This is a genomic window from Streptomyces sp. AP-93 (genome assembly GCF_022808175.1).
GTDB lineage: Bacteria > Actinomycetota > Actinomycetes > Streptomycetales > Streptomycetaceae > Streptomyces.
On the sequence record NZ_JALGBX010000003.1, the window covers coordinates 1 to 12,917 of the forward strand.

Annotated in this window: 9 protein-coding genes, 1 tRNA gene and 2 pseudogenes; 6 read left to right on the forward strand and 6 right to left on the reverse strand. The window is 66.3% G+C overall.

Annotated elements, in window-relative coordinates:
* Nucleotides 1-71 precede the first annotated feature (71 nt).
* Nucleotides 72-1,517, reverse strand: a complete 1,446-nt coding sequence (locus MTF69_RS06025; protein WP_243331889.1) for an NF041680 family putative transposase — start codon at nt 1,515-1,517, stop codon at nt 72-74.
* A 180-nt stretch (nt 1,518-1,697) separates the two neighbouring features.
* Nucleotides 1,698-2,969, reverse strand: a complete 1,272-nt coding sequence (locus MTF69_RS06030; protein ID WP_308401368.1) for an MFS transporter — start codon at nt 2,967-2,969, stop codon at nt 1,698-1,700.
* Between the two features lie 799 nt (nt 2,970-3,768).
* Between MTF69_RS06030 and MTF69_RS06035 the strand changes: the two genes are divergently transcribed.
* From MTF69_RS06035 to MTF69_RS06045, 3 genes and pseudogenes are all read left to right on the forward strand, one after another.
* Nucleotides 3,769-4,983: an acetyl-CoA carboxylase biotin carboxylase subunit family protein gene (locus MTF69_RS06035; protein WP_243331389.1), complete on the forward strand. Its 1,215-nt coding sequence runs from the start codon at nt 3,769-3,771 to the stop codon at nt 4,981-4,983.
* Between the two features lie 42 nt (nt 4,984-5,025).
* Nucleotides 5,026-5,962, forward strand: a pseudogene (locus MTF69_RS06040) (sugar-binding protein); the annotation flags it as partial.
* Nucleotides 5,963-6,352: 390 nt separating this feature from the next.
* Nucleotides 6,353-6,835, forward strand: a complete 483-nt coding sequence (locus MTF69_RS06045; RefSeq protein ID WP_243331390.1) for a hypothetical protein — start codon at nt 6,353-6,355, stop codon at nt 6,833-6,835.
* A gap of 15 nt (nt 6,836-6,850) precedes the next feature.
* On the opposite strand, the gene MTF69_RS06050 is transcribed toward MTF69_RS06045, so the two are convergent.
* The 4 genes and pseudogenes from MTF69_RS06050 to MTF69_RS06065 all read right to left on the reverse strand — a co-directional run bounded on the left by MTF69_RS06050 (nt 6,851) and on the right by MTF69_RS06065 (nt 10,205).
* Nucleotides 6,851-8,443 (reverse strand): hypothetical protein, encoded by a 1,593-nt coding sequence (locus MTF69_RS06050; RefSeq protein WP_243331391.1) that lies wholly within the window; start codon nt 8,441-8,443, stop codon nt 6,851-6,853.
* A gap of 85 nt (nt 8,444-8,528) precedes the next feature.
* Nucleotides 8,529-8,741 (reverse strand): annotated as a pseudogene (locus MTF69_RS06055) (peptide-methionine (R)-S-oxide reductase); the annotation flags it as partial.
* Between the two features lie 129 nt (nt 8,742-8,870).
* A tRNA-OTHER gene (locus MTF69_RS06060) sits at nt 8,871-8,943 on the reverse strand.
* Nucleotides 8,944-9,008: 65 nt separating this feature from the next.
* Complete coding sequence (locus MTF69_RS06065) at nt 9,009-10,205, reverse strand: hypothetical protein (RefSeq protein WP_243331393.1); 1,197 nt, start codon at nt 10,203-10,205, stop codon at nt 9,009-9,011.
* A 286-nt stretch (nt 10,206-10,491) separates the two neighbouring features.
* Here MTF69_RS06065 and MTF69_RS06070 point away from each other — a divergent pair, with 286 nt between their 5' ends.
* The 3 genes from MTF69_RS06070 to MTF69_RS06080 are packed head-to-tail and all read left to right on the forward strand — an operon-like array spanning nt 10,492 to nt 12,915.
* Complete coding sequence (locus tag MTF69_RS06070; protein ID WP_374322220.1) at nt 10,492-10,881, forward strand: WXG100 family type VII secretion target; 390 nt, start codon at nt 10,492-10,494, stop codon at nt 10,879-10,881.
* 34 nt (nt 10,882-10,915) lie between these two features.
* Entirely contained in the window at nt 10,916-11,215 is a 300-nt protein-coding gene (locus MTF69_RS06075; protein ID WP_243331394.1) for a WXG100 family type VII secretion target, read from the forward strand.
* Entirely contained in the window at nt 11,215-12,915 is a 1,701-nt protein-coding gene (locus MTF69_RS06080; protein ID WP_243331396.1) for an RNase A-like domain-containing protein, read from the forward strand. The genes MTF69_RS06075 and MTF69_RS06080 overlap by 1 nt, the downstream gene beginning before the upstream one ends.
* The last annotated feature ends 2 nt before the right edge of the window (nt 12,916-12,917 follow it).

A 12,917-nucleotide genomic window follows, 5' to 3' on the forward strand; every position in this document is an offset into this window, starting at 1 on the left:
ACATCGTCCGCGGCTACTTCGGCGGCCCACACGTCCGCTACGTCCTGGACGAGAACCCCATGAGTTTCTGATCAATACCAAGATCTGCCGGGCTTTCCGATGGCCTTGAGGGTCTCGGGACGTTTGACGGTTTTGCCGACGTCGTAGCGGGTGGCGGGCCGCCGGTTCTTCGAGCCGAGGGGTCGGCCAGGGCCGGTTCCGGTCGGTTGAGGAACACGGGCCGGGCAGAGCAGGTGCGCGCGGATGTTCCTGAACCCGCGGCGGACCCGGGCCGGGGTGAGACGTTCGGGCTTGGCCGGCTTCTCCCAGGGCCGGCGGAGATCGGTGGCCAGCGGCCGGGCGAGGCGGAGCTGGGTGTGGGCGACGACCAGGAGCCAGGTCCAGCGGTCTGCCGCCTCGGGAGTACGGACTTTCGGGGTGGTCCAGCCGAGTGTCTGTTTCCCGAAACGGAACGTGTGCTCCAGGTCGAATCTCCTGAGGAACACCTGCCAGCACAGGTTCACGTCCGGCGGGGCGGCGCCGGTTTTGGAGGACCACAACCACACCGGCGGGGCCTCTCGTTCCTTCGAGAGGTGCTCGACTTTCAACCGGATCAGGGTGCCTTCGACGATGGGGAGTTCGCCGTCGTGCTCCAGCCATGCCGAGCGGTGGGTCAGTCTCGGGTGGACCCGATCCCACGCCTGGGCTTCGGCCTTTCCGTAGTTCACCGTGTCGGTGGCCGTGGTGATCGCCGGCTCGGGCCAGGTGTCGGGCTTGGCGAAGCGAAATTCCGGGCCGTGCTTGGGCGGCCGGCCGTTGACGCCGTGCGTCCTCGGTGGTTTCGGCAGACGCATCACCCGGTCGCTGCGGATCCGCCCGACCAGCTCGACCGGGAGATCCCGCAGCACCCAGGCCAGACGGGTGACGTCGTAGCCGGCGTCCATGACGATCGTCATGTCCGGATCTCCCGGCGTCCACTGGCCGACCGCGATGAGCCGTTCGGCCACGGCCCTCAGCTGGGCAGCGGTGACCGCGGTCGCGTCGTCCTCGGGCCCGAGGCGGACCACGTCCAGGATCCCGGTCCACGACGTGGCGCCCGGCTCCAGGACGGCAACGAAGGAGTATGGCCAGCCCGGGATGAACTGCGACGCGGACTTCGCCCGCCCGTAGACGTGGCAGAACAGCCGGTCGGCCGAGCACGGCGCGTCGGACCGCAGCCACGGCGACACATCGACCGCCAGCACCAGACGCCCGCCCTCGAAGCGCGGCAGCGGCATGTCAGCCAGCAGCAACCTCAGCCTGTCGACGTCGATCCGGCCGTGGTTGAGGGCTCCGTACAACGCTCCGTGCCCACGGCGGTGTTCGGGTACCAGCGTCAGGTCCACCGGCGAGACCACCGGCCCGTCGACGCACAGCACCGCGTCGGTCAGCTCGAACAACTCGTCACGCCGGGCGGTAAGACACTCATAGAACTCAGCCCGGAAGCGTGACGCTTCCGCGAACGCTTCCCTCCGGACAGCATCAGGCAGCAGACTCACCCTCACGGCCTTCGTCGTGGTCACGTGCACCTTGGTCGGAGCACATGATCAGACGAAGGCCGCCCCCATGTCCGGCGAACCCCCAGGTGAGCGACTCAGTTCGAGACGTCGTTCGAGACCCGTAGAAAAAGAACAAGCTTAGAGCCAGTTGGCAATGCGGTGTTTCATCACCATCCTGCATCAGACAGCTACATTTTGAATGCCGGCTGCGGCTTCTCTCGAATTCACGGCCCAGCGCACCGCCGGCGCTGCGGCCAGACCTGCGCCGATAAAAATGGCACCTAGTGCGAGCCAACCCAGGGATCCACCCTCTACTGCAAGGGGGATGAGCACTACAGGTGCCACCATGTCCGAGAACGAGAGACCAGTGTTGAAAAATCCCTGGTACTGACCGTGCCGCCCCTCGGGTGCCAGATCGAAGCTAAAGACCCACGAGGCGGCGGACTGGAGCAGTTCGGCGTAGACATGCAGGATGGCGGCAAGAGCGAGCATCACACAGGCGAACAGGGGCGAACCGTTAGCGGAGAGCGAGAACAGGAAGCATGCGCCGAACAGGATGAAACCAGATATACGCCACCAGCGTACGGCTGAGGCGATGTCGCCGATCTTCTTGCTGACTCGCACCTGCAACAGCACCACGGCCACGGTGTTGAAGAGGATGAGGGCCGCGATGATCGAGCGGGGGGCGGTGGTATGACGGGCCACCCACAGCGGCAACGCGATGTCGAGGATCTGGAATTGCAGCATCATCACGAAATTGATGAGGGCCACTGTTGCATAGGGTCGGTCACGCAGGACGACCAGTCTCGGCTCATCGACCCGCTTCGGGGGGATCACCCCGGTCTTGGGTAGGCGCAGCATCAACAAGGAGCAGACTGCCAGTGCCACTGAATTGAAGGCGAGCACGGCAATGTAATAAGGGCGGGAGTCCAGAGCGAGGGCGATTCCCGCCAGGCCAGTTCCCACCGCCATCCCAATATTGGCGACAGCGCGCAGGTACGCCCTTGTTGTAACTGCCTGGCTCTTTTCGAGAACCGCTGCCAGCGTCGCTTGCCGAGCAGCGCTCCCGCCGCGCTCCAGCAGGGCGAAGAGGCAGGACGCGGCAACGAAGGCGACAAACGAGCTGACGAACATGAACGACACACTCGTGACGGCCGAGAGGGCCAGCAGGGCAGAGGCGGTTTCCCGTGGCCCACGGCGGTCAGCCAGATAGCCGAACGGAACGCCGGCAAAGAGTCCCGCCACCCCGGCGATGGTAAGCCCCACTCCGAGTTCCCAGAGGGACAGCCCTACAATATGGGTAAAGTAGAGTGCTGAGCACGTCAGGAATGCTCCCCGGCCAGCTGAGTTGACGAGTGAGACGAAGGCGAAGAGCCTCGGGTTTCCTCGTTCAGGCAAGGCCTTGTTCAGGGTAGACGTCGACATGTGTCCCCGATGCATCGTTAGTGACATGTACTGGAAATTGGCTGCAGGGAACCGGATGGGAGGCGTTCGCCTTACCAAGACAGGCAGAAAAATAACACCTGCCCAGCCGACGGCGATTGAGATCTTGCACGGCTCAGCAGAGTCGTGTCAACCCTTGCGGGCGAGGCTGTCAGCCCCCATCTACGCAGGTGGGGGGCCTATCGCTTTGGTCAAGGTGGTGGGGCCGGGGCAGGAGGAGGGGAGGGGGAGGCCGCCTTGCACTGTGGCTGTCGTGAGTGTTGAAGCGCATGTTGAGGAGCCGGCTGATGAGGGCCTGCGCCCAGGGGGCGGGCGACGTGGCGACGATCGCTCGCACCTTGGATGGAGCTAATCCCAGGCATGCAAAGGGAGGTGACGCGGTCCACGGTGACCCTCACGCAGCACCCCGGAAGGTTCGATCAGCGGATGCTCTTGTTCGAATTTCGGACGACTGCTATCTTCCCTAACGGCTCGATGTCCGTTGGCGAGGTTTCCCCGTGATCCTGGACACGTTGATGTCGCGCGGGGAGGGCGTGTCCGGTCGTGTTCGGTGGTGCCGCTGGTGTGTCTCGTGGACAGCGTGCGGCGCGCCGACCAACAACTGAAACTTCGAAGGGCGGCGGGGCGAGGGTGCCCGTAGACATATCGCCTCGCCGCCTGTCGGCGGCCACCGCAGTTGCAGGACACCGCGCCACACCCAAATGACCTTTTAGAAGTACAAGGACGGGTGCACCATCCGCGAGATCTCTCGGCGCGCAAGCCTGCCGAGGATTGGCGCCGCCGAACTTCATGGTAAGGAAACCTCACGATGCGTATTCTGGTCCTGCACCGTCTGCCGGCCAACGAGATCCGGTATGCCCAAGCCATCGATCACGCAATCCATCAGGTCACCTATGTCGGAGTGAAGGACCGACTGGCGAACCTGCCCGATGACTTGCCATGCACACGTCTTGAACGCCCTGGCACGGACGATGTGGCCCACGAAGTCCTCGCTGCCGTGGCCGGTATGCCACACCCGGACCTTGTAGTCGCACTAGCGGAATCTGATCTCATTCCCGCCGCACGCGTTCGTGAACACCTTGGCGTAGAGGGAGCGCGTGAGGACGCCGTCCTCCCGGTGCGCGACAAAGTCGTCATGAAGGCTGCCGTTGCCGCAGCAGGCCTCAGCACCCCACGTTTTCTGGCCCTCGAAGAAATCCTCACATCCTCGACGCGGAAGATTCCTTGGCAGGGACCGACAGTCCTGAAGCCGCGGGGATCGGCCATGAGCCAGCATGTACAGGTGTTCCCCACACCCTCAGCGACCCTCGACAGGGTCGCGTCTCAGGGCATACCGGGCGGGGGACAGTCAACGGACTTCGAGATCGAGGAGTTCATCGATGCACCGGTAGTCCATGTTGACGGACTGGTCGTGGACGACGAGGTCGTGGTTAGCCAGGCCTATCGGTACGAAGGGACATGCCTCGAATTTGCTGAAGGCAGGCCGCAAGCGGACATCCAGATCGAGACAACGCCCGAACTCTCCCGGTGGGCCTCCGACTGCCTCAAGGCGGTTGGGCTTAGAACGAGCATATTCCATCTGGAAGGCTTCCAGACCCCCCAAGGAATGGTATTCCTCGAAATCGGAGCCCGGCATGCCGGCGGGGGAACCATGGACACCTTTGAACTGGCAACGGGCGTACACCTCCCTTCAAGCTACCTGCGGCTCCTCATGAGCGGTGGTACAGAGCGCCCCGAGCCTCGCACGCCAGACCCCGAGAACCTGTACGCGGACTTCATCTACCCATGCGTGCCCCACAGTGAGGGACGCGTCACCATCCAAGAAGAGGCTCGGTTCCGGGAGAACCCGTTGGTGCGCCGATGGCAGCAACGGGCCCCGGAAACTGCAGTCGCACATAGGTTGAGCTACGCAGTCGCCGATGCCCCATTGGGCGGAGTCATCGGGCCGGCAGCCTCCACAGATCTGAGCCGATACGTGCGTGAACTGTTCGACACCGTTGTTGTGAGGTACGAGACCGCCTAACTAATAGTCAGCAGCGTTTGGCTATCTGGGGGTGGTCAGGGGCGGTCCGCCACGTCAACCTCGGTCGACTACGACGTCCCACTGACCGGCGCCAAGGCCCCGTATGCCCTCGGGTCGGCGGACGTGAAGGCGCGGGATCAGACCGAGGCACCCACTGATGCCGCCGTGTTCTTCCCTGCGGATTTGGTGCCGACGAGCCACTCCGGTAGCTCGCTGACCTCTTCCTCCTACGGCCGTGCCGAGGTCACTTACCTCGGTGTCTCGGGACGCGGGGTCGACTCCGCCACCCCTGGCGGGCACATCTCCGTCATCGAGCAAGCTTCGGCAACTCCGTGCGGGAACTCTCCGAGCCAACCGGGCCGTCGCGCTCGGCGTCTCGGCCACGGACCGTGCTGTCCAGGCGGATCTGGGCATCACTTCTTGTCCACGGCCGAACGTGCGAACCTACTGGGTACGACCTCGGTCTACAACGAGAACGGCACCCAGGAGCTGAAGGAGTTCGGTCCGCTGGGGCGCATCGCCGAGGTGCGCGAGTCCCCGGCGGCCCAGGGTGAGAACCGCGTGACCAGACGGTGTACGACTGGGTCAAGGGCCTGCCCACCCAGACCGTGGAGGACCCGGGCGGCCTCGTCATCACCGAGACCACCGAGTACGACGACCAGGGGCGCGTGGTTAATCAGATCCTGCCCGGATTCAACGGCAGCGATGCCGGAGCCCATGTCACCACACGTACTGGTCCTCGACGGGCAGCGGCGCTTGCCAGGGCCGTCCCGAGTGGGCCGACCTCAAGTGCTCCACGGGACCCGGCGGGGTCATCACGGACGGCGGTTCCAACCTGAGCGAGCTGCCCAAGACCACCAGCGAGTACGACTGGTGGGGCAATGCCGCCAAGGTCACCTCGACCACGAACGGCGTCAGCCGGACCGTCATGACCAGCTACGACGGCGCCGGCCGAACCGCCACGGTGGCCGTGACCGGCAGCCGCCTCGGCGAGGTCGGTGACCGGGATGTCCGTCGTGCCGCGCTCGGAGACGAGGCGCACCGCGGCCGCCATCAGCGCAGTGGTCGGGGTACTCGGGCCACAGCCCGTCAGAGGTGGCGAAGGCCGACCGGCTCAGCGGACCGCCATCCGCTCGAAACATGACTGCCCGCCGCTCGATCCGGAGCTCGCTGCGGCGCCCTCGCAGCTGACCATCAATGCGGAGAGGGATGAAGGCGGCGGACTCCTGACGAGGGAGGAGGGGCTGCTGTCGAGCCAATGGCCTTGCCGCTGGCCGGGCCCCCCACCCTGTCATCCGCGTCACCGTTTCGAGGGATTACGCAGCCCTACCCTTGGGCCGCCTGGCCTCGTGCGGCTAGCGTCGGGCCCGTGGCAACTCAAGATGCAGGGCCAACCTCGCCGCCCTCGGCTGACCTCGAATCCCTGAAGGCCGAGTGGAGCCGTCTGCATGCCCAGGCCTCGGCAGAGGCACTCCGCTACGAGACACTCCTGGAATCAGCTCGCGAAATCGAGGAGATCGCGAACCTGTGGCATGAGCTCGCCACCGGGCCCGTCACCCACCCCGCAATCCGGGAGACCGCGCAGGACAGTCCGCCGGACGCCACCCCTGATGCGACAGCCGGCGAAGCCGATGTCGACATCGAGAAGGTCCTGCTGCTGATGGCTCAGGAACCCCACCGCCTCTGGCGCGCCAAGGACGTTCAGGCAGCCTGCGCCCACCCGTCCCTGATGAAGGTGCGGAACGTTCTCAAGACGATGGTCGCGGACGGCCGCCTTGAGGAAGTCCGCCGCAAGGCTCGCCACCTGCTCTTCCGAATCCCGGCCGCCATCCCAGACTCGGCCAAGGGATGACCGCGTACTCGACCTTCAGCTCATCGAGGAACGCCCCTCTTGGAGCCACTCCTGCGGCCGCAGCAGCTCCCACCCGCTCGGCGCCACACCGCCTTCAGCCCCGCCATCGTGCCCTGCTTCGGATATCTCAACCGGGCACGGGACAGGGCCACAACCGCATGCCAGGGCCCTGTTGACCAGGGAATTGGGAACTGATCTTGAGGCGTACGGGAAGTCAAGCCCCAGCGATGCCGTGGCGCCGCAGGTCAACGGATTCTGTCGGTTGACCTTGCCCGAGAACACCCCCGCGGATCGCAGGGCGCTGGCCATCAGCGGATCGGGGACCGCCACGCCGTGCACCAGCTCCGGCGTACGACGGAACCGCGCGGGTTCGGCGGCTGGCCTCCGTGCAGTCCAGCCGCCGGCCACCGGATCCACACCGTTCCGCGCACAGACCGCCTCGACCAGCGATCGGGGGCAGTCCGCCTCGCCCCCCAGCACCTCCCAGGGCAACGGAAGCTCGGCCCACACATAGGTGTCGGGGTGCAGCCCGCCGCCGCTCTTCCGGTGCCAGTAGGCCACGTCGGCCGCCATGAGCCGGGGCACCTTGCCCGGGCAGACGCGGTCCAGGATGTCTTCCTCGCCCAGCTCGGTGAGCAGCGCGAACCAGTGATCCCGGGCCCTGCTCCAGGCCTGTGCGGCCTGGTTCCACGTCGACGAGTCGTTCCCAGGCCGGACGATCATGGTGTTGCGCTCCAGCCGACACCGGTTCCAGGCGTCCTCCAACAGCTCGGCCACCTCCCGCAGGAAACGGTTCCAGCGCACCAGCAACCGGGCCAGATCCTCGTCGGAAAGGTGCCCGAGCACCTCCGCAGTCGGGTGCACATGGGCCAGCGCGTACCAGTTCGTCCGCTCGGGCTCCGCACGCAGCCGCTGGAACAGGGCATCGGCGACCTCGTCATACGGACGCCGCTGCTTGCCGTTGGTGAAGACGCTCCGCATGGTGGCCCGAGCGGTGAGGTAGGCGACGAACGCCGCGGTGCCCGGGTCCGCGGCGAACAGATCGTACGGCAACGTGTGCGCGAGCGCCCCCTTGCCGGTCATGGTGACCTCGCGGCGGCGCTGCTCATGCACGACCCGAGCCAGCTTGGCCTCCATCCGCCGCAGCAGCCGGAAGCGCTTGTTGTACTGGCGCTTGGAGAGCTCGCCTATACCCGCTTCGGCCCGCTCGGCCCGGTTCAACCGGTCCATGCCGAAGTCGTTCTCCCCGTACTCCCGGCAGATCTCCTCACCGGCCCGGCGGATCACCGTCTCGATCCGGGCGGGATCGTCCCCGGCGTCCACCGGAAGCTCCGGCAAGCTCGCGAACAAGGTCGCTGCGCAGGCGAGTTGGCGCTGCGCACCGACCGGCCGGGCGAACTCCTCAAGCATGGACGTGTAGCCATGCCACATCCGCCGCAGCGAGTGCTCGGTCGTCTTGTCGAGAGCCGCGACGGTGACCGGGTCAAGCTCAACCCGCCGGGCAGTGAACAGGTCCTGGATCAGCTGGGCCACGTCCTCGGGACGCTTGCGGAGCCCGAGAGAGGCATGCAACTCCCGCAGGAGCTGCTCGACATGGAGCGGAGGCATGCGCCTCACCTTGACACCGGGCCGTCAGAACCTCCACCGGTTAACGGGCCTGCCCGGGCCGCCCCCGGGCCCCGGCCCACCTCGCTTACTCCCCTTCGGCGGGGGTCAGCCGCAGCGAGATGCTGTTAATGCAATACCGCTGGTCCGTCGGAGTCGGGTAGCCCTCGCCCTCGAAGACATGGCCCAGGTGGGAGCCGCACATTGCACAGCGGACCTCGGTGCGCACCATTCCGTGTGACGTGTCGGCCACAAGTTCTACGGCATCTGAGTTGCGCGCATCCCAGAAGCTCGGCCAGCCGCGCACCATTCTCGATGCACACTCCTCCGACACCCCACAGCCGCTCCCTCACAGATCAGCGTGTGAGACCAGTGCGGTAGTCGTGGAGTTCTGCCCATACCAGCTCGAAGAGCCGACCGGGAAAGGCGGCGGCGAGGGCAGGATTCGAACCTACGTCCACCCGGAAATCGAGCCGGGCGCTCCTCCGCAGAGCTTCCTCGCCGCCGCTGTGATCCTCGTCGGCTGCGGCCTCACGGGGCAACTCATTTCCTCCCGCCCGCCGGCGGGTCACAGCCACTCCTGCGCAGCAGCCCGCTTGCCCTTGCCCGAGAACACCCCCGCGGATCGCAGGGCGCTCGCCATGAGCGGATCGGCGACCGCCACGCCGTGCACCAGCTCCGGTGTGCGACGGAACCGGGCAGGTTCGGCAGTAGGCCTCGGTGCGGTCCAGCCGCCTGCCACTGGGTCAACACCGTGCCGCTGGCAGACCATCTCGACCAGCGAACGAGGACACTCCGCCTCGCCCCGTAGCACCTCCCAGGGCAACGGAAGCTCCGCCCACACATAGGTGTCGGGATGCAGCCCGCCACCACTCATCCGGTGCCAGTAGGCCACGTCTGCCGCCATGAGCCGGGGCACCTTGCCCGGGCAGACACGGTCCAGAAGGTCCTCCTCGCCCAGCTCACCGATCAATGCGAACCAGTGCGCCCGTGCCGTGCTCCAGGCCTGGGCGGCCTGGTTCCACGTCGACGAGTCGTTGCCGGGCCGCACGATCATGGTGTCGCGCTCAAGCCGGCACCGATTCCAGGCGTCCTCCAGCATCTCGGCCACCTCCCGCAGAAAAAGGCTCCAGCGCACGAGCAACCGGGCGATGTCCTCGTCGGAAAGGTGCCCGAGCACCTCGGCGGTCGGGTGCGCGTGGGCCACCACGTACCAGTTCGTCCGGTCGGGCTCCGCGCGGAGCAGCTGGAACAGGGCATCGGCCACCTCGTCGTACGGCCTGCGCTGCGTTCCGTTGGTGAAGACGCTGCGCATGGTGGCCCGCGCGGTGAGGTACGCGACGAACGCCGCGGTGCCCGGGTCGGCGGCGAACGCCTCGTACGGCACCGTGTGCGCGAGCGCGCCCTTGCCGGTCATGGTGATCTCGCGGCGGCGTTGCTCGTGCACGATCCGGGCCAGTTTGGCCTCCATGCGGCGGAGCAGCCGGAAGCGCTTGTTGTACTGACGTTTGGAGAGCTCGCCGATACCCGCCTCGGCACGCTCGGACCGGTTGAGTCGCTCCATGCCGAAGTCGTTCTCCCCGTACTCCCGGCAGATCTCCTCGCCGGCCCGCCGGATCACCGCCTCGATCTGGGCGGGATCGTCCCCGGCGTCCGCCCGGAACTCCGACAGGTTCGGGAACAAGGCGGCAGTGCGGGCGAGTTGGCGTTGCGCACCGACGGGCCGCACGAACTCCTCGCGCATGGAGGTGTAGCCGTGCCACATCCTGCGCAGCGAGTGCTCGACGGCCTTATCGAGAGCCGCGACGGTGGCGGGATCGAGGTCGACGCGCTAGGCGGCGAACAGGTCCTGGATCAGCTGGGCGACGTCCTCGGGACGCTTACGGAGCTTGAGAGAGGCATGCAACTCCCGCAGGAGCTGTTCGGCGTGGAGCGGGGGCATGCGCCCCACCCTGTCACCGCCCCCACAGGACCTCCACCGGATATCCGGGCCGATCGGCATAGGTGAAAGCCCTGTTGTTAGGGTGGCGGAAGCGATGAAGGGCGGGGCCTTGGCAAGCGATGCCGATCTGAACGCGTCCGAGAGCGACCTGACCAGGCTCGCCGATGACATGGATTCGATGCAGCGACACCTCGACGGCCAGGTCCGGCGCATGGACGCGATCGTCGACCGGATCGAGGCCGGCTGGAAGGGCGAGACGGCCAAGGCCTACCGGGCTCTGCACCGGGACGCCGCCGAGGACGCCGTACGCATCCGGGAGATCCTCGTCGTCCTCGAGGAGGCCGTACGTATGGGCCGCGACGGGTTCACCCAGCAGGAGTTGGACGTACTCCAGGCCTTTCGCAAGGTGCGGAGTTCGGTCGACGTCGCGCGCGAAGTGGACCGGCTCTCCGAGGGCACGGAACCGGCGGCACCGCGCAGCGGCCTCATGGACATCTGACGCACACGTACTCCGGATGAAAGGGGGGCTCTGCATGTCCGGTGACCACATAGGAGTCAGCTTCGGCACTCTCCAGGGACTGGCCCGGGAGCTGGAGGACATCCTTCGCCAGCTCAACGAGCGGCTGGAGACGCTCTACGCGCGTACCGAGAAGGTGGTACTGAGCTGGGAGGGCGAGGCCCGTGACGCGTTCGTCGACGAACTCGACCGGTGGGACCGGCAGATGCAGGACCTGGAAGCCTCCCAGAAGTGGCTGCACGAGGTCGTGACGACGGGCCACTCGAACTACACCGCCGCCCATCGGGCCGTGCTGCGCGGATGGGGTGCGGGCTAATGGCCGGACCCACGGCACCTGCCCAGGGCAGCGGGTTCGATGTCACTCCCTCCCAGCTGAACGGTGTCGCCGGGAATGTGGTCCTGCAGCAGAACATGCTGCACACGGTGGCGAACGACTTCCTCTACGACCTCGTGGAGTACATGGACTGCGGCGGGTACGGGAGCGCCGCGCAGGGCGTGTCCGCCGCCTACGTCAAGGTAGGGAATCGTTTCCTCGACGTATGGGCCCGGAGCGTCGCCGGCGTGGGGGGCGCCGCGGTCGGATTCGTCACGACGGCGAACAACTACTCCCGGGCGGAGGCCGCCAGCCATCCGTCCGGCACGGTTCCCCCCGTCCAGTTCCCCGTCCCCAAGGTCATCGACACACCCCCGAAGTACCAGCAGATCACCGACCTGCGCTGGGGTGACATGGACGACTACAGCAGCGGCCTCATCTCCTGGCTGATGGAGGGGATTCCCGACTGGGCGGCGGACCTCCTGCGCGGGCTGTTGCACCACGTCGGCCGGTGGGGAAAGGCCGCCGACATCCTGCCCCTTCCGGACTACCTGGAGATCGACAAGATCGCCCTGGCCTGGCTGAGGCCCGGCTTCGCCGTCACGCAGGTGGACGGCGCCCTGACCGGACTGGTCGGCTCCATCTCCGACCCCAACAACGGCGAGTGGCAGTCGGCGATGCGCCAGTTCGTCAGCTCCCTCTGGGGCACCACGGCGTGGGGCACCTCGACGGCGGGCTACCAGTGGAAGCACGACGCCGCCGGCGGGCAGGGCAGCGGCAGCCATCCCGTGATGAGCGTGCTCTTCGACACCACCCAGGAAGTCAGCAAGGCGATGCGCACCTTCGCCGAGTCGGCCGAGAAGATGCGCCACGAGGTGTGGCGCATCTACAAGAAGGCCATCCGGGACGCGCTGGCCGAGCTGACGGATCTGCCCGACTTCGACGACGTCAAGAAGATCGGCAAGAAGCTGCTGGGGATGGGCAAGGAGGTGGCCATCGGCATCACGCTCAAGGTGGACACCGCCGCGATCAACCGGGCGGTTTCGACGTACGAAATCGAACTACGCGGGGTGGAGAGCCGCCTCAACGCGTTGATGCCGGCCCTCGACGAGGCGTACCGGAGCGCTCCGACCTTTCAGTCGGAGGAGGGCCGCTCCCAGGCCTTCGGCGCCCGCTCCCTGAACGACTTCAAACCCGAGCACCGCTTCACCGTCCCGGGGCAGGACCCGGACAACATGTTCTATCCGATGGACCTGGCGAACCAGGAGGGCCTCTACGACAGCCACCCCATCGACAAGCACGTCGGCATGACCGACGACCAGCTCAGGCAACGCCTCCGCGATCAGGCGGGCGCCCCCGCCGCTTCGTCCTTCAAGGATCTCGCCGCGGCACAGAGATACACCCAGTCGACCATCGAGAACATCGACAATGCCGATCGCATCTCGAAGTGGATCGAAAGCGTCGAAAAGAAGAAACAGAACAATCCGAACTACGACCCGAACAAATCCGAGATTCAGCCGCCACTCTATCTGGAGTTCCCGAACGAGTCCACGGGGCGCAGCGTCTCGCGCGGCGACTATGATACGGACGGGATGAACGCACAGGCCACGGACAAGAACTGGGTGCAGGTGCGGCTCATCTACAAGGACGGCCTGGTTCCCCCCTTCATCGTGCTCACCGCCATGCCGCACAACGGACCCTAGAA

Coding starts and splice junctions, on each gene's coding strand:
- MTF69_RS06030 (WP_308401368.1), bottom strand. CDS start 2,969: ATGTCACTAACGATGCATCGGGGACACATGTCGACGTCTACCCTGAAC.
- MTF69_RS06035 (WP_243331389.1), top strand. CDS start 3,769: ATGCGTATTCTGGTCCTGCACCGTCTGCCGGCCAACGAGATCCGGTAT.
- MTF69_RS06050 (WP_243331391.1), bottom strand. CDS start 8,443: ATGCCTCCGCTCCATGTCGAGCAGCTCCTGCGGGAGTTGCATGCCTCT.
- MTF69_RS06065 (WP_243331393.1), bottom strand. CDS start 10,205: ATGTGGCACGGCTACACCTCCATGCGCGAGGAGTTCGTGCGGCCCGTC.
- MTF69_RS06075 (WP_243331394.1), top strand. CDS start 10,916: ATGTCCGGTGACCACATAGGAGTCAGCTTCGGCACTCTCCAGGGACTG.
- MTF69_RS06080 (WP_243331396.1), top strand. CDS start 11,215: ATGGCCGGACCCACGGCACCTGCCCAGGGCAGCGGGTTCGATGTCACT.